24 protein-coding genes are annotated in these 16,522 nt (G+C 36.9%); 1 reads left to right on the forward strand and 23 read right to left on the reverse strand.

Going from position 1 to position 16,522, the window contains the following annotated elements:
- Positions 1-179: 179 nt before the first annotated feature.
- The 16 genes from murG to KDN24_RS19425 form a co-directional block, all read right to left on the reverse strand.
- On the reverse strand, positions 180-1,241 hold the full coding sequence (gene murG, locus KDN24_RS19350; protein ID WP_409972927.1) for an undecaprenyldiphospho-muramoylpentapeptide beta-N-acetylglucosaminyltransferase: 1,062 nt from the start codon (positions 1,239-1,241) through the stop codon (positions 180-182).
- A 20-nt stretch (positions 1,242-1,261) separates the two neighbouring features.
- Positions 1,262-1,747: an NUDIX hydrolase gene (locus tag KDN24_RS19355; RefSeq protein WP_409972928.1), complete on the reverse strand. Its 486-nt coding sequence runs from the start codon at positions 1,745-1,747 to the stop codon at positions 1,262-1,264.
- A gap of 654 nt (positions 1,748-2,401) precedes the next feature.
- Positions 2,402-2,560: a hypothetical protein gene (locus KDN24_RS19360; protein ID WP_491348117.1), complete on the reverse strand. Its 159-nt coding sequence runs from the start codon at positions 2,558-2,560 to the stop codon at positions 2,402-2,404.
- Between the two features lie 19 nt (positions 2,561-2,579).
- Positions 2,580-2,900, reverse strand: coding sequence for a hypothetical protein (locus KDN24_RS19365; protein ID WP_409972930.1), 321 nt, complete (start codon positions 2,898-2,900; stop codon positions 2,580-2,582).
- Positions 2,897-3,637: a hypothetical protein gene (locus KDN24_RS19370; RefSeq protein ID WP_409972931.1), complete on the reverse strand. Its 741-nt coding sequence runs from the start codon at positions 3,635-3,637 to the stop codon at positions 2,897-2,899. The genes KDN24_RS19365 and KDN24_RS19370 overlap by 4 nt, the downstream gene beginning before the upstream one ends.
- A 77-nt stretch (positions 3,638-3,714) precedes the next feature.
- A complete protein-coding gene (locus KDN24_RS19375; RefSeq protein ID WP_409972932.1) occupies positions 3,715-3,867 on the reverse strand; it encodes an XkdX family protein in 153 nt (50 codons plus the stop codon).
- A 3-nt stretch (positions 3,868-3,870) separates the two neighbouring features.
- On the reverse strand, positions 3,871-4,173 hold the full coding sequence (locus KDN24_RS19380; protein ID WP_409972933.1) for a hypothetical protein: 303 nt from the start codon (positions 4,171-4,173) through the stop codon (positions 3,871-3,873).
- Positions 4,174-4,185: 12 nt separating this feature from the next.
- Positions 4,186-5,247 (reverse strand): tail fiber protein, encoded by a 1,062-nt coding sequence (locus tag KDN24_RS19385; RefSeq protein WP_409972934.1) that lies wholly within the window; start codon positions 5,245-5,247, stop codon positions 4,186-4,188.
- Positions 5,247-5,792 (reverse strand): putative phage tail protein, encoded by a 546-nt coding sequence (locus KDN24_RS19390; RefSeq protein ID WP_409972935.1) that lies wholly within the window; start codon positions 5,790-5,792, stop codon positions 5,247-5,249. Before KDN24_RS19390 ends, KDN24_RS19385 begins: the two co-directional genes overlap by 1 nt.
- Positions 5,785-6,861 (reverse strand): baseplate J/gp47 family protein, encoded by a 1,077-nt coding sequence (locus KDN24_RS19395; RefSeq protein ID WP_491348118.1) that lies wholly within the window; start codon positions 6,859-6,861, stop codon positions 5,785-5,787. The genes KDN24_RS19390 and KDN24_RS19395 overlap by 8 nt, the downstream gene beginning before the upstream one ends.
- Positions 6,862-7,266: a DUF2634 domain-containing protein gene (locus KDN24_RS19400; RefSeq protein ID WP_409972937.1), complete on the reverse strand. Its 405-nt coding sequence runs from the start codon at positions 7,264-7,266 to the stop codon at positions 6,862-6,864. It abuts the gene before it with no gap.
- Positions 7,263-7,625, reverse strand: coding sequence for a DUF2577 domain-containing protein (locus KDN24_RS19405; protein WP_409972938.1), 363 nt, complete (start codon positions 7,623-7,625; stop codon positions 7,263-7,265). The genes KDN24_RS19400 and KDN24_RS19405 overlap by 4 nt, the downstream gene beginning before the upstream one ends.
- Positions 7,622-8,584: an XkdQ/YqbQ family protein gene (locus KDN24_RS19410; protein ID WP_409972939.1), complete on the reverse strand. Its 963-nt coding sequence runs from the start codon at positions 8,582-8,584 to the stop codon at positions 7,622-7,624. Before KDN24_RS19410 ends, KDN24_RS19405 begins: the two co-directional genes overlap by 4 nt.
- Positions 8,585-8,616: 32 nt before the next feature.
- The gene (locus tag KDN24_RS19415) at positions 8,617-9,279 is read right to left on the reverse strand and encodes a LysM peptidoglycan-binding domain-containing protein (RefSeq protein WP_409972940.1); all 663 of its coding nucleotides are present in this window, start codon (positions 9,277-9,279) and stop codon (positions 8,617-8,619) included.
- A gap of 2 nt (positions 9,280-9,281) precedes the next feature.
- The gene (locus tag KDN24_RS19420; protein WP_409972941.1) at positions 9,282-11,474 is read right to left on the reverse strand and encodes a tape measure protein; all 2,193 of its coding nucleotides are present in this window, start codon (positions 11,472-11,474) and stop codon (positions 9,282-9,284) included.
- Between the two features lie 296 nt (positions 11,475-11,770).
- Positions 11,771-12,196, reverse strand: coding sequence for a phage tail assembly chaperone (locus tag KDN24_RS19425; protein ID WP_409972942.1), 426 nt, complete (start codon positions 12,194-12,196; stop codon positions 11,771-11,773).
- A 179-nt stretch (positions 12,197-12,375) separates the two neighbouring features.
- Here KDN24_RS19425 and KDN24_RS19430 point away from each other — a divergent pair, with 179 nt between their 5' ends.
- The gene (locus KDN24_RS19430; protein WP_491348495.1) at positions 12,376-12,429 is read left to right on the forward strand and encodes a hypothetical protein; all 54 of its coding nucleotides are present in this window, start codon (positions 12,376-12,378) and stop codon (positions 12,427-12,429) included.
- Between the two features lie 200 nt (positions 12,430-12,629).
- Here the strand turns inward: KDN24_RS19430 and KDN24_RS19435 are convergent, their stop codons facing one another.
- The 7 genes from KDN24_RS19435 to KDN24_RS19465 form a co-directional block, all read right to left on the reverse strand.
- Positions 12,630-13,100, reverse strand: a complete 471-nt coding sequence (locus KDN24_RS19435; protein ID WP_409972943.1) for a phage tail tube protein — start codon at positions 13,098-13,100, stop codon at positions 12,630-12,632.
- A 17-nt stretch (positions 13,101-13,117) separates the two neighbouring features.
- Positions 13,118-14,419 carry a phage tail sheath family protein gene (locus KDN24_RS19440; RefSeq protein ID WP_491348119.1) on the reverse strand — a complete coding sequence of 434 codons (1,302 nt, stop codon included), beginning with the start codon at positions 14,417-14,419 and terminating at the stop codon, positions 13,118-13,120.
- Position 14,420: 1 nt separating this feature from the next.
- Positions 14,421-14,597, reverse strand: coding sequence for a hypothetical protein (locus tag KDN24_RS19445; RefSeq protein ID WP_409972945.1), 177 nt, complete (start codon positions 14,595-14,597; stop codon positions 14,421-14,423).
- Position 14,598: 1 nt separating this feature from the next.
- Positions 14,599-15,036, reverse strand: coding sequence for a phage tail terminator family protein (locus KDN24_RS19450; protein WP_409972946.1), 438 nt, complete (start codon positions 15,034-15,036; stop codon positions 14,599-14,601).
- A gap of 78 nt (positions 15,037-15,114) precedes the next feature.
- The gene (locus tag KDN24_RS19455) at positions 15,115-15,372 is read right to left on the reverse strand and encodes a phage holin family protein (protein WP_409972947.1); all 258 of its coding nucleotides are present in this window, start codon (positions 15,370-15,372) and stop codon (positions 15,115-15,117) included.
- Positions 15,373-15,442: 70 nt separating this feature from the next.
- A complete protein-coding gene (locus KDN24_RS19460) occupies positions 15,443-15,760 on the reverse strand; it encodes a hypothetical protein (protein WP_409972948.1) in 318 nt (105 codons plus the stop codon).
- Positions 15,757-16,038, reverse strand: a complete 282-nt coding sequence (locus tag KDN24_RS19465; protein ID WP_409972949.1) for a hypothetical protein — start codon at positions 16,036-16,038, stop codon at positions 15,757-15,759. The genes KDN24_RS19460 and KDN24_RS19465 overlap by 4 nt, the downstream gene beginning before the upstream one ends.
- Between the last annotated feature and the right edge of the window lie 484 nt (positions 16,039-16,522).

The following is a 16,522-nucleotide window of genomic DNA, read 5'->3' on the forward strand; positions in this document are numbered from 1 at the left end:
ACAGGAAAAATCCAATTATAATGGCGACAATCAACAATAGATTGGTCAGACAGCCATTCCCCTTTAAGGCCGTTGGATCCCCTACCATAGCTCGATTTATGGAATCAGCCAAATGAATATCGGATTACGTTCCTGTTTTTGCTTTTTATCTAGCTCATCCTTCTTCATTTACATGCCTCTCAGCTATTATTAATTTCATCTACTAGTGTTTGTAATGCATTTCCTTTAAAAGACGCTCTCATCTTGTTTCGAAATTCTTCTTTATTTTTATGAATAGTCTCAACGTATTCTAATAATGTATGACTATTTAGCTTATCTTCTTCCAATGTAAGTGAATATCCTTTATTTTCAAATGCCTTTGCATTCAAAATTTGGTCTCCTCTACTTTGATGCAAGCTTAAAGGAATAATAATCATTGGAATCGTAAGAGCCAAAAACTCAAAGATGGCGTTAGAACCTCCACGAGTAATAACGATACTTGTAGCTGCTAAAATATCTGGTAGATCTTCATGAACGTATTCAAACTGCCGATAACTTGAAGCTGAAGATAAATGATGATCAAGATTATTTTTTCCACAAATATGGACAATTTGATAATTAGCTGTTAGCTGTTTTAAGGATTCTCTCACTGTCTCATTAATTGTTTTCGCCCCTAAGCTCCCACCCATAATTGTGATAATGGGCCTTGTATGATCAAAACCGAGAAGCTTTCTTCCTTTACTCATTGAGCCTTGGAGAATTTCTTTTCTAATCGGTGACCCTATCACTTTTGTTTTATGCTCTGGGAAATATGTTTTCGTTTCATCAAACGAAGTAAATATTTTTGTGGCAAAACGATAAGAAATTTTATTGGCCAAGCCCGGTGTAATATCACTTTCATGAATATAAATCGGAATCTTTAATGATTTCGCAGCTAAAATTACAGGGACAGTCACAAATCCACCTTTTGAAAAAATTAAATCCGGTTTTATTTTTTTCAAAAGGCTCCTTGCCTCCATACATCCTTTCAATACGCGAAAAATATCTTTCACATTTTCAAAGTCTATATATCTTCTCAATTTCCCAGAGCTTATTCCAAAATAAGGGGTATTTATTTTTTCAATTAATTCCTTTTCAATCCCTGTTTTTGACCCAATATAATGGATATTCCACTCATTTCTTATTTCATGAATGACAGCAATATTTGGAGTCACATGACCAGCAGAACCGCCACCAGTAAAAACAATCGTCTTTTTAGACATACATCCTCCTAGTTGCTTCGTTACGATTTTGTATCATTATATGTAGAGCAAGCACCTAATTGCTTTTTAAATAAAGCGAGTGGATAATGCTCTTCCTTTAACACAGCTTCCGTCATTTGCTTTAGTACACCCGCATCACGCAGTTCTTCATGATTCATTTTCACAAGGTCATGTAAAGCAATCCACTGACTATCAATAATTTCCGCTCCATCAATTGCTAATGAACCACCAATAATTTCTCCGATAAAGTGGAATAAAATAACATGATGATTCGTATTACTTATAAAATTGTATACTCCAGTTGCTTTTGAAAGCTTCACATCATATCCTGTCTCTTCCTTTACCTCCCTACAAGCGGCCACACATATATCCTCACCATCTTCAATACGCCCAGAAGGAAAATTCCATTTATTTCGAGCAGAAGCTTTATTTTCTTTTATGAGCAAAACTTCATTATTTTTCATCAACGATACACTTACAACTAAAACAATCCCATTTTGAGTCATGTTGATTCTCCTGAAATTTTATTTTGTTAATTGTGCCAGAGCTACTTCTTTAGATTACTTCTACAAAGCTTTGTTGATTACCTTCTTGGTCATTTTAAGGAACACCTTATTATTTTCTTAAAAGAGATTTTCCAAGATTATATAGAGATTGTTTGTTGAAATAATGAGGGTAGGTTTTCGATGCATTTATGTTTAGGAAAGGACTAGTGAAAATAAAGAGGGGGAGGTTGAAAATAGTAATGTGTTGAGGGTGGAGGCAATAAAAAATTATTGATTATAAATCTTCCACTTATTTCAAATGTTAAATTATACGTTTAATTGCTTAAATGAAGGGGAAAAAACACCTATCCATCAAGGATAGCACTATCAAACGGAACTAGATTAACTCTAATAAATGAACGAAGGAATATTTAAAATTTAACTCGATAAGAAAATTATACAGATGAAGAATTTTTAAGGATTAGATAAGATAGTTTTCTTTATAGGCTGAAGTGAACTTTTTAATATTTAGATCCTTAAAATTAAACAACTTAATTCAACACTGAAAGTATAAAATTCCCCACCTATATTCATTACTTATAGGTGGGAAATAATCTTCTATTATCTTCAATCGCACTTTACTAGATTATGTCGCATTATATTCCTATAGTGACATTACGCAACAGTTAAAGTGTCTGTTAACTCTGTATACTCATCTTGGTTGATACGATTTCCCACAAGAAAAATATCAAGTTTCTGCTGCATATCTTCTTTGCTAATATAAGACTTTCTTTCAATTTGGGATTTACAAGCACGGTAAGTTAGGTTGTTCATTTTACATTCCTCCAATTATTTAATTTAGTCCAAGTTCAATCATTGTTACTCGATAATCCACGTCCACCACATAATCATTTAATAGCTCAACTTCTGAAGGTTCTTTTGGCGGTTCTTCAATTACTTTTTCATCACCAAAAACAATCTGTCCATTTACTATCGTAAATTCATGTGTCGATGTTTTCGCAACTTCTTCTACTGTTAATTCGATTGATGCATAATCGTCTATTTTCCCACCGAAGTTACGAATTGCATCTTTTTCTATAACCTCTTCAATGGTTTCGTTACTGGCAACAGTACTCACTATTTTTAGCTTGGCTTTATTATAAATGATGATCATGTAAACACCTCCAAGAATACTTCGATCCCTAATGTGTTAATTCCGCCGCTATTCGTTATGTGAAACTCTATCCAACCTTGAGTTATGTCTACTTTTACATATGTGATAAAGAGATGTCCATTAGCACTAAAACCAGCGCCAAAAGGGTTTCCCATTGTAGGATAAGCCGTTGAATTATTAATAGTGACCTCTTTTTGTCCAGGAAAAACATTTGCGTTTCCCGAAACCACGATATAAGCGTTATTGCTGTTTTTTGTTAAAAGTTCTTTATTAAACTTGAACATCATATTATTTGCTGTTGGGCTATATAGCCTTGTTGCACCAACAACATATAGATTAGCGTTTTTTGGCATGGTGATACGTTTGATATACGTTGCTCCTGGCGCTATTTCTGTAACCGAATCCCGCCAAACGATATATTCAACGTTTTCACTTGACCCATCTGCGTTTAACACCTTACCATTTGCATCTAGCTTTGCTACACCATTCGGCTGCCCTTTTTCACTCGCTGGGATTTGCTTCACATTATCCACGTTTCCTAATCCAACTTGGCTCGGTGTGTGTGTGTGTGATCCTGCCGCTTTACTGTTCCAGTTTGTGCGTTCAGCAGCCGTAATATGTTTTACCTCATCAGCCAAATGCGATACAAGCTCTTGCTGTAAATCAGAGATATCCTTACCTGTTAATTGCAAATAATCCCAATTGCCACTTTCATTTTTTCTTTTTAAAGTTGCCATAAACTTTCACCTCATCTGACAAAAAAATACACCTCAAAAGGTGTTTATTTTTTGTCGTATTATATTCCTGTCGTTTACTAGGCTGCGTATGTGTCACCCGTAATTTGACGGTATTCATCTTCTGTAATGTAGCCTTTTGCCACAGCATTTTTTAATGTGTCTTTTGTGGTAACAGGGCTTGTGCCAATTGCGTAAGCTGTTTTAAAATAAAAGAATAATGGACTATTCATCTGTTATACCCCCAAGATCATATTAATGGCTGATTGTTGTGCAATTACTTGCTGTTTAAGCTGAGCTAATTCTTCTTCTGGTGACACTGGCGTTTCTTCCTCGATTTGGAGTTTTACAGTCTCATAAGCTTCGGGTGTTACTGTTTCAACATCTCCACCTATGTTAACTTCCCCTTGGTATTCAAAATAAGCGGCGTTTTCGTTTAATGGATAAAGCTGTGAGCCTCCTACAATTTTTTTAGTATCCAAACCCTTGTAATCTGCGTATCCGTCTTTTTGTATTAAGTTATTAACCTTTATTAACATATCGTTTCCCTCCTATATGTCTGTTACGTTTAACGACCACGACATGTATCCAATTCCACTGTACGTGGTTATATCATTGCTTGGAGATATAATATGGTATTCAGTCGTAGCCCCTAATGCTGCACCAGTTCCATTTACCGCCACGAAGGAATCCTTTTTATTTAAAAATCTGCTTTTTACGCTTGTAAAACCTGATTTCGATAAAACAAGAATATCATTCATATCATAAAGATCGATGATATAGCTAGTACCACTGCCATTTAATCTGCTGGTTAATAGATTTCCGTTTCCTTTCTGTCGATATGATGCTCCTACTTTCCTAAAAGTAGTTGAAGCGGTCAATGTTCCACCAAAATTATATATTCTTAGACCGCTAGTGCTATTGTGTACATAGCCATCTTTAGTTATTGTTTTATCTGTACTTGAATCACTCCACAAAAGAGTACCATCAGGAGCATACTTCCTGATCTGATTGCTTTGCGTACCATACAGATTATCATCACTGTCAATACTAGTAGCACTGAAATCATTGAAGCTTCTAGCGATTATTTTAGTTGGACCAGATAAATCGTTTATACCATTAGCTAATTCTTGGAAGGTAGGATACCCATCACCATCTGAGTCCGCTACCGTACCACCTTTGCCAGTAATCGCGTCTCGGACTACGACTTTCCCGTTACTGGCTGATGTAAAAGCCGCATCTGCTCGATCATATGCCACCTTAACAGCTTTTGGCGTTGCGGCTGTGGTTTCATCATTGCTATTTGTTGCACTATTTAACTGCACATGCCCATCTTTTGTCAAAGAAGCTTTTTCAGCCAAATGCGAATCAATTCCATTCTTTATTTCTTCAAATACAGTACCTTGATATGTGTTGTCGCTCGTGTCCAACCATAAGTCACCTACATTTGCGTTAGCCGGTGGAGTATCTTGCTGGATAATGCCATCTCCTTGTTTGCTAATTTCTTCTAATGCTTTATCGATTTTATCCATATTTTTATTTTGGACGGCGACATTATAAAATTCGTCTGGAGCTGGCTTTTGCAAGTTATAATTTGGTGTATTGGTAGCCATTAAATCACCTCATTCCTTAGTTGTTCATGGGTAAATGCTGCTAAATGAGCATGTGTATAGTTTGCTAATTTTGAATGTTGATTGTATCGGATTTCAACTGTCAGGACCATGTTTTGTGGTGCTATTCTTTCTAGCATGATAACTACCGCATCAAATTGGCCTTTAACAGTGAGTTCAATTTTGACAGTTAATGTTTTATTCACTACATCCCGAGTCATTTCGTACTGCCCTTCACCAAGTAAATTATCGAGCAGCTGCTTTAAAACTCGATTTGTGTATGGTGGTTGTTCTTGGTAGCGTGTAAGAATGCGAAATTTGCGGGTTTCTAGCACATCTGTACCGGGAACATTGAGTTTTAGCATTTGTTCATAGCGGGCAGCACCCTGTTCATTGGCCGTTAGGATGAATTGATTATTAAGTGTATTTTCGATTTCCTGCCATACGTTTTCTAGGATTGGATTTTCCATATTTGCAATTTCAATTAATTCTTTTATTTCCTGTAAAACTGGCGGTAAGTAGTTTAAGATATTAACTTCTCTAGCCATTTACAACACCTCGCTTTGGTATTGCTTCTTTCGTAAGCGCAATATTCATCTCAGCACCATTTAATAGTGTGTTCGCAATATCTAGCACACCTGGTATCCCAAGTAGACGTGTTTCAATCTGGGAAATCCTTACGACCACACCAGCTTGATCATCATCGGATTCAGCCCATTCTTTCGCTAATTCTTTAAAATACTCGTCAATTACCAAGTGCACCTTTGCTTCTATGTCAGCCCAGCTCCAACTGTTTTGATAGGTGATAGTAAGATTTACGTCTATCATTTTTTCGTCTACTGGAAATACCGACACAATATGGTCGATTGGTGCTATTCCTAATCCATCCCCTTGTCCATCCAACGGGTCAACAGCTTCTTGGATATCATCTACCAATGCTGAAGAAGGTTTTTCATATTGTGAATTAATAATGACGAGCTTGACTGTACCGCCGCCATTCCAAGCCCGGTACACTCGAACACCGCCAACACCTTGCAAGGAGCTCACTTTATCTTTGTAATCTTTTCGATTCCCACCGAATAAAGTTGATTCAAAGCTATTAAAATAGCGTGTTCGGAAGGCTTCTGTTTCTTCTTCATTTTCTCCAGGTACAAGCACTTCCGTTAATTCTGCAGAAGTTAATCCATCAATATAATCAATCGGAATTAATGCCCCGAGGAATAGGTTTCCAGCCTCTCCATATGTTTCACACTCCATTACATACTCATTGCCTTTTAACTTGTCTATGACTATATAATTCAACTCATCTAATGAGAAACGAGCACCGATAGGAACGTTTTTGTTGAAAACGCCTTTAAGCCTTGCCTTCGTCGCTTCAAAAGGCTTCAAGCCACGCTCCACTGCACGTCTAATTAAATATTCGCGAGGCGCTGTATCAGCAAAAACTAAATCAACTGTATTTTTTAAAGCAATAAGCATCTGAATCGTTTCAGCACTATTAGCAGCAACTGCGTTATAAATCATTGATGTTCCTTCGCGTGTATCGAGTGATGGATCAACTTTAGCAAGCTTTTGTGCTAATAAATCCTCATACGTTACATCTATATCCATTGCCATTTAGTAAATCACCTCCTTTTCGCCTTCGATTTCTCCATAAATGCTATGAACCGTAAATGTGACTTGAATTTTCGCCTTTTTTACGTCAAAGGAAAACTGATCAACTCCAGTAATGCGCTCGTCTTGAGTCAGGCATTCGCTAATTCGCCGTTTAATTTCAGGTAAAACATATGCGAGAGGCTTGCCAAACAAATCCTTCAGCTCTATCCCAAAATTCCATGAATAGATGAAGTGATCATATCGCTCAATTTGAAGCATTAAAAAAATCGCCTGTTTCAATGCTTCTACTTCATCAGTGAAGCCAACACAGCGATTTCTTTCTGGATAGAGTTTATAGTTTTTTGTTGGCAGTGGGGAAGCCTCTTCAAAGTCCGCTACTAAACCATCATTCACTTGGGGAATCATCTACTCACCTCTTTATCCCACACAATATATTTTTGCCCACCTTGGATTTTTAGCAACATTACGTGATCACCGACTTTCAAAGCATTATGCACGAGAAATTTTTTCCGTCCCTTATAGTCATGAGTATGGGCATCGGTGACTTCTGTTACATGCTCGACTGTCATTTCTGTCTCATAATCTTTCACATTTCTCGTTAAAATTAATTGAGCAATCGTTAATTCCTTCTTTTGCTCAACGACTATTTTTAATGGAGAAGTGCTAGTTACTTTACCGAATTGAATGGCAGTTGGATCAGCTGCTTCTATCGCTTCTTTGGCAGCTTTCTTAATAGCGATAACAATATCATTCATATCAATCATGCTACAAACTCACCACCAATTAAACGAAGATCCATAAAGTGTTCACTTTCCTTAAAGGTATGTTTTACGCTGTCCACGATCATATAGTTCATTACTTTAACGTCGTCTAAATTAAGCTTCACAACTAACATGCTGCCGCCACGCACATAAATGTTGCCGAACACATTTTTCATGCTTAAATTTCGAGTTTTCCGATTATAGAGAGACAATAGAGCGTCTGCTTTAGCTTTGCCATTCGTAGATTCCTGTATGGTTTCAAAATACTGTAGCAAGCCCCAATTTTTAATATTGTTGCTGTCATGAACAATATAGATTTCACGTTTGCTTGTTTTATCATTGTCATATGAGAGCTTAACTTGGTTATACGTGTTTGAATCGATGGATGAAGTATATTCAAAATTTTCTCCCGTTTCTTCATCCAGTAGTATATTCAGCTTCATCGATTCAATATTTTTTAGCGTCAATTTGCCAAAGTTATCATAAAAGACATACATTTTCTTTTTATTTTCTAAGGTTAAATCTAACGCATTCTGAAACATATCGAATAATGTTTTATTATCTTCAGTTCTACTAGCGATTTTATAGCCAGTGTCTTCGATAGTTCCGGTATTTAAACGAAAGTCCGCGGCAACCATCTTTATAAATTCAGAAGCTGTTTTATTCTCATAAACATACGTATCTTTATTCTTTAAATAGCGTAATTGATCATAAGCAGTGACATTAATAAGGCCCTCTTTAGAACGCTTCTTGATAAATACATAACCACAGAAAACATTCTGACCACCAACTTTCAAACGAACTTCATTTCCTTCTTGAAAATCTAATATTTCATCTTTAATAACAGTAAAGGTTAATTTGCCTGGTACTCCCCTTCTAGCCGTTTCCCAAACAATCCCTTCTTCCACAACAGGTATCATTATGTTTGAAGCATTTTGAATAGTAAGTTCAATATTGCTCAAAATTTGATCACCTTACTTTCTACAACTATCACTCAAAACTTTATAATTTGTCCAGGATAGATAAGATTTGGATTTTTTATATTGTTTTTCTTTGCGATTTCCGGATATTTAGTCGGATCTCCTAAATACTTTTTGCATATAGCCCACAACGTATCACCCTTCACTACCTTGTGAGACTTAGGTGCAGATGGAGCATTTACAGTTGACCTAGTCTTGGAAGTTTTAGCAACAGCTTTTGTATCATTCTTAGGCTTTACAAATTCAACTACTTTCGTGCCATACTCACGATATTGCTTTAACTGGACTTGTACGACCATATCAAAGCCATATGCATGGTCATCCTTTATTTCATATTCTTCTAACGATACTATCATTTCTGTATCGGAAAATAAGTTACCGTCGGGCTTCATACGGGTCATTAAAAATTGAAAGGGCTTTTTATCCACTTTAAGACTTTTTAGTTTTTTTAGATAGTATGTTGCTGGTTTAAAACCATCTGGATAAACAGCGAATGGATACTTTATATTGGGTAGCAGCAGTTCAAATGAAAGCTCAGTTAATCCCGCTTGTTTAAGCAAGTTAACCTCACCTTCATTGATGAGTGTAATCGTCGTATTCTGATTCTTTATTTTTGTACTAAACTTTGAAGGAGCAACAGGAAATTGTACTTTGTCAATGAAAAAACTATAAGCCATCATTACACCCCTTCCGCAACAGAATCCAATGTTTCCACTAGCTTTTCTCCGAAACGGTCAATAATGCCATCGATATCCAAATTAGTATTAACATTATTGTTATTCGTCATATCAACCTTAACCTCGGCTGTAGTAAATCGATTAATCACATCACGCTCTGCCACATCACGAAGATATTTTAAATCTTCTTCAGTCGCTACCATCGAATTTGCCATTTTTTCTGTGTTTGCTGCTGTTTTGTTTCCAGTCTCATTAAGTGGTTCAAAGGCTCCTTGTGTTTGTTTTAAAATATCTTCAAATTTATCTTCTTTTTTCCTGTCGTCTTTTGCAAATAAATTAGAGCCCCAGCTGTAGCCAGTATCCCAAGCATCCCCTAGTGATTTCATATTCATTTTAGGCGCTTCCCAGTAATTAGCCGGTGTCTCACCGATCAGTTTATTTAACCCTGTTTTCAAATTCTCAAGATCACTAGTGATAGAAGTTCTATAGGTGAATTCTGTTCCTTTGCCAACTCCAAGTAAATCTGTAACACTATCTGGTAGTAAATCAACAAACCAATTCCATGCTCTTATTGCCCCATTAACTGCAGAAATAATTGCGTTGACAAAGCTTGTTGCAAAACCATCCCAGCCCTTCGTTAATGCGATCGCCATATCAAGACCAACATTTGCAACATTAACAAATGCTCTTTTTACGTTATATTCGAGATCTACATTAAATAGATTTACAATAAATTCGATAAATGAAGCAAAAATATTCCACCAAAAGGCCACAATATTATAAATAAAGGCGCCTAATGTAGAGAAAACACCTGCTATTATCCCTGTTGCTGAATATGAAGTCCCGGCAAATTTATTTATAGCAGCAACGACTAAGTAAATGACTGAAATTAATAAAATAACCCCCAAAACAACTAACATGATCGGATTAGCCATTAATGCAGCATTTAATCCCCATTGGGCTGCAGTTGCAGATATCGTCGCCTGTACGCCTCCCCATGTTGTAGCTGTTAACAAGCCAGTCGCTAAAGTTCGAATGCCTAGCCATACAGCTTCAGCTACTTCAGCCATTTTTTTTATTTCTAATGCGGCAGTATATGCAAGGATTGCTGCGGTAATACCGAAAATCACAGGGGCAATTAATGACCAGTTATCTAAAATAAATGTTGCGACATGACTTGCTATGTTAAATAGGCCGCTTATTAATTCAATGACAATGCTTACCGCATGCGCAAAATTCAGCATTAAAACTTCAACTTGGGGCATATTCGAATTTAATATATTTAAAAATTGAAGCACTGCAGGATATAAGGCATTGCCAACATTTTGCTTAATCTCCTCAAAGTTATTTTTCAATTGCGCAATTTGTCCTTGTGGCGTATTTGCCATTGCTTCGGCCATCCCGTCCCATGATTGACCGATAATATCTGAAATAACAGCCACTTTTTCCATCTCTGTTCCATTTTCGATGATTTTCTTTTGGGCTTCAGATACTTGAAAGCCATTTCTTTGCAGATCGAGATATTGTCCATTTAGTGCATTCCCTAGCTGTCCCGCAAAATCTACCATTTGTCCATCATCGACATTGATACCTCCCATCCCGGCAGCATAGTCAGCCAATGTATCCATCATCGTCTCTATCGCTTCACCTGACTGCAAATACGTACCAAGCTCTCCTGCACCTGCTAATAATGCTGTATTTCCAAATGTACTTTTGCTTCCAACTTCACTAGCCTTTGCATGAAGAGATTCATATTCCGCTCGGGTGGCACCTATATTGCTCATGACATTTGCAAGTCTTGTTTCAACTGTATTTAAGGCATCTGCAGAACCTAGAAAATCACTTACAAAACCAACACCTTTTTTTAGCCCTTCAATGCTTAAATATTTCCCAATTACATTCTTGACCTTGTTTGCTAGGCCATCTGCAGCAGTTTGACCATTTATAAGATTATTATTTAGTTGGCTTTGGGCATTATTTGCTTGGTTAATTTCATTTTCAATTGCATTAAAAGCACTTTCAGCACGAGAAAGTTCATGAAGTGCAGCCTGAATACTAGATGTATCTATAGCATTGCTTGAGGCCCTTTGCATGACTTCAAAGCTATTTAGAACAATGGTCATTGCTCTATTCATACTGTTTAATGCTGAATTCATCCCTCCTAATAGTTGAATAGATGAACTAATCGTAGCCAATTGCTTCACCTCTTTTCAAAACAAAAAGCACCCGATAAAATGAGTGCTTTTAAAATGTTTATCATTCAATTTGAAAAAGTAAATTTTTATAAAAAGGATTTTTCATCTACATTATCTTCTTTTCCTCTTTGAACTTATCTTTTTCTCTTCACGCTTTTCCTGTTCCAATTTTATTTGGATGGCTGCAATGACGAAAGCTTTTTCATACTTTGATAAGGCTTCATATTCATGAGGCCATTTATGAAATTTATGAAGGCAATAATAAGCGATGTTTGCTTCATAATCGCCTTCATTTATTAGTTTTTTGCTTCGTCAACTGCATCCTCTAAAGATACTTCAAAACCGTTAACCTCTTGAACCTTCGATAAATAATCAGCGTATTCCCCCGGTGTGAGCATAACCTTTAGAAGAGAATCAGCTCCCATTACACCGTAGCTATTTTGTAGTTCAGCATCATCTAAATTAGGATAAACCGTACATCTCGCACCAAGTTTTCCTAAATAGGCGTTGTAATTTGTTTCTGGGACAAACTGGTTTCTTTTTCCTGGAATCGGAACTCTGGTCGTACATTTTTTTCTTAGCACTTCATCCTCCTCAGGTGTAATCGAGCAAATTTCCCATTCAATTGGTCGTCCATCTTCAACAAAACGTTTAGAAGCGACATATTTTACGTTCTCTACTTTAATTGCGTTTTGTGCTAAAAACGCTGATAAATGACTCATCTTTAAACCTCCAATTAATTAATAAAATGAAAAAACTATCTATATTCAAACGTCATCAATGTAAGGGTCATGGTATAATATTCCTTATACAATAATATCGGCTCACTCAAGGGTGGTCTGGCTCACTCCCATTTTGAAAGGGGGTGATGCGAATGACAGTTTATGAAGCCTTATCTCTTATGATAGCTTTTGGCGCTTTAATCGTCCTACTGTCGCAAGACAAAAAGAAATAGACCTCCCTTGAGCCTCGAAAACTTGTAGGGATTGGTCTATTCATTTGACTAAGTCGAGCCGGCCGCTCTTAGAGAGGCGACTATTGTATGTGACAGTCGGTGTTACCAGCACCTTCTGTCTTTTTTTATTATATACAATATGCAATCATGCTATTATTGTCTTCATTATAACTCACAATGAGAGTAAAATAAACATTCAATCAATTCATCCCTGGTAAAAGATTGAATTTTTCCGGAATCTCAAAATCATCAAAGGTAAATTCCAAGTCCTCTTCTAAATATTCTGCATCTGCATCGAACTTCGTAAGTATTCCGCCATCCATATTACAATCTTTCAAAATGACGGTTTGACGGCCGACACCAGATGTCGGATCTTCGTTCGTTACTTGAATATCGAAATAAATATCCTCACCCGTTTCCTTAAAGCGATAAAGCAGTTCACGAAAAATTGATGTATTATAGTGAAATGTCGCGGAACCACTTCCCGACCATCCTGTTGATTTATTGCCTTTCCCTGTCTTACCTAGAATCGGGACCTCACTTTTTGTCTTTTCGATCGAGGCTTCTAAATTGATCGCCTGCATAAAATTATAACGATTTCCCTCGATTGTGACGAAACACTCCGCAAGCGAAGCACTTAACGCATCTTTTGCATTCATTGTTTGAGCCAAGATTCATCTCTCCTTCCTTAAGCTACTGTTACTGTCATATACAATTGACTCATTGCATTCACAACGGTTATGGAATCACTGACAACAACAGATTTTTTTCCCGTTCCTTTTTCGACAACAACATCCTCAGGCGTGAAATTCTCAATCGCCTGCAATGTCTCAAGTTCTTGATGATGTTTAACAATATCGTTCCATAATGAAATTCTTCCCGACTCATTGTTCGGAATATTACCGAGATATTTGTTATTAAATAGCACGGCAATGTCGTTAGCGATTTGGTCAAGAACTCTAATCGTCTGGTTGCTGTTAAAATCATCGTTCTTTTCTTCTGTGAAGCTAACTAATGTATTGATATCCTCTAACACTCGAACTTCATCACCGACTTTATGGAAAATGAATTTTCCAGCCTTCAAGGCATCCTCTAATGCTGTTTGAGTATAATCAACATCAACAGTAAACTCGCCATCATACCGTTTATTTGTATTAGATTTGTTCACTGCACAGCCTGCCGAAGCTCCAGTTACCCAATATACTAGTGACTGTGGATCAGCATTGACGACTTTATTTTCTACAGAAATCACACCTTCATAATTGGCTGCAGATCGATAGACAACTGTTTGAAATTTTGCTCCAACTTTTTCACGCATACGTTTAGTAAAAGCGACAAACAGGGCAGAAATAACAGGATCGATGGCTAAACAACCAAGCGTATTAAAATGATACGATTCAATCTTATCTAAGAACTCTTGATACTCTAGACCTGTAGGCTGCTCACCATTCGTACCACCAGTTAAAGGCGTTCCTGCAGTTGGTGCTAAAATCGCATCCGCTTTCCAAGTGACGAAAACATTCGCTTTCAATTCACCCATTTCCGTAACTGTTTGGGAATCAATCACTTCAGTGCCTAGCAATGTCATGACATCAAACTTCTTAGTGTCATCGACATTTGTGGCAATCACAATTTTTAAATCATTTCCTCTTGCACCACTATACAAAGCGGTCGCAAAAGTATTTGAAGCCTTTACTCCTTTATTCAGCTTGTATAAGTAAGCAGTATGGATATTTTTGAATAAATCCCTTAATCCTGTTAATTTTTCATGATCAAAAGAATAGCCAAATAGTTTAAGAGAGTGCTTTTCGAAATCCTCTACCTTAACGGTAAAGACCTCCCCTTCAATCCCCCAATCAAGTTCTAACGCCAATGCTGCTGTGCCTCTTTCTGAAAGCGCAGATGACGCACGCTTCGCACTGATAAAATTAATATAGGCACCTGGTAATACTTTGTTCTGTGATGTAAATGTTCCGCCTCCTAATGCCATTTTACTTCACCTTCCTTTTCATAAAGTCTGCTACTAGTTGACTAACTTCTTTTAAGCTGTAGTCCTTATCTTCTTTTAATAATGCGTTGAGCAAATCTCTCTGATTACGGTAATTTTCCGAGGAAAGAATTTGCTGTTTAGAAAAAGCTTCATCAGTGCTTTTCTTTTTATTTGCCATTTTATTCACCTCTACTAGCGCCATTAATTGATAAATCTACCATTTCATCTACTGGCTCTGTTTCTTTCATCAAAAACATAGTGTAGTTAACATTGAAATGAAGCATCCCGTCCTTGATTTCGTGCTTCATTTTTGTCCCCCTGAACAAATCTTCTTGTATACTCACAAATTCCAGTAAGCTATACAATTGTTCAGCCATCTTATGCATATCATCATGAGGAATTTCAGAATCAGAATAATAGTGAATCATGAACGAATGATTCCGCCTATACCGATTACCCATGATTTGGTCTTGCTCAACAGAAAATAATTTTACAAAAAGACTAGGTTTTAGAAAGTCTTGTGCCAATTCATCGCCATAAATGGGCAGCGACGGAAAATGAGCTTTAAGCTTTGTTATAACAGCTTCCCTAATCGTATTAATGCTTACAACTGCCACAACGTATCATCTCCCTCCATTTTTCTACTGGAGAAATCTTCTTTCTAGTAAATAATAAACGGTCGTGAAATAACAACTTTAATGAGGAGGTGCCTTTCCTCCTTCGATCACATTCTTCGTGCCGCTATGAAATCCAACTGCTGCGGCTGCGAGCAATATGCCCACTAAAACCCCCTCTAGAGACTGCCCAATAAATACAAGACCAGCTAATATCCCCAAACATAAAGCGATAAGAGGAAATAGCTTTTTTGGAACGCCAGTTTGAGCAATCACCCATAAAATAAACATGATTGCTGGGATAATAGAAGTCTCATAGATGGTTAAATCAACATTCATTGTTATCACCTCCTTTAAGGCACAAAAAAAGACCTTCTTTCATGAAAGGTCTCTTTTTATTTTTTGTTGCCTACAGAAGTACATCATCATCTTGTATGCTGCCCTCGATAAGTTTAATACCTGCTTTGGTAATATAGAGCCTATCGTCATCCAAAAGCTCCTTCATAAAACTATCTTCTCGTCGAACATAAGGAGGATTCTTTTTATCAGAATCGTCAGCTAAATAATGAATATGTTTATCAATGTCAGCCGTATGAAGCAATCCATATTCCTGAAGTGCCAGCTTTAATTGCTTAACCGTAACAGGGCTAGGATAAAACATCGCCACTATTCGCATAATTTGACCACGATATTGTCGATTCTTCAATACTTCTTTTTGTTCCATCACGATTTATCCCCCATACTTATTTTGTTAAGCTTCATAAGTTCATCATAAATTTTATCAAGTTTTCGGTCTGTTACGGCTGTAGCACGGATAAAATCATCCTTTTGGACAAAACGTTCAGTAGCTTCTAGCTTATATTTACCTAAATCTGCTTTTACAGCTTCAACTTGAATTTGCAGCTGCTCATCGTTTTTATCTAGCTGTGTTTTAAAGGATTTTAAGAAGAATGAAATAATCCCTATCATTGCTCCTAGCACTAGCTGAACAATCCATTCCGCCACAAATTTACCTCCTTTATCTCCTAAAATTAACGCGTGCGGGTGAAAAGTGTGCGTACAAAATATGAAGAATACTATTTATCTATTTCGAAAGAAAAGCAAACATTCGCCGTATCCATCGTCGCCAACTAGTGCGTAAGCTCCAAACCTATCACCTACGCCCGCTAATCACTTCGTAGATACTAATAGATTCTTCATCACCCGTTTGATGTATACCACTGTGCTTGATATGGGAAGCTCCCCGAAAAACAAAAAACCAGTGTGGCTCATTTGCCTTCACTAGTAATTGTAAAATGGATCAGGTGGAGTTTCTTTTCAAGTAGTTTAGGAATCTAGTTCTGCGAAATAGAATCATATCGGAAACCTATATATCCTCCGAGCTCAAACTCGGAATAAAATGGAAAAAAGTCAGCTATATTTCTCTGTGCCGACTTTGTTCATCTGATTTTATTTCGATTCTTATGGCTTATTGGAAAAAATCAACTTT

This window comes from Cytobacillus sp. Bva_UNVM-123 (assembly GCF_046351715.2).
Lineage (GTDB): Bacteria > Bacillota > Bacilli > Bacillales > Cytobacillaceae > Cytobacillus.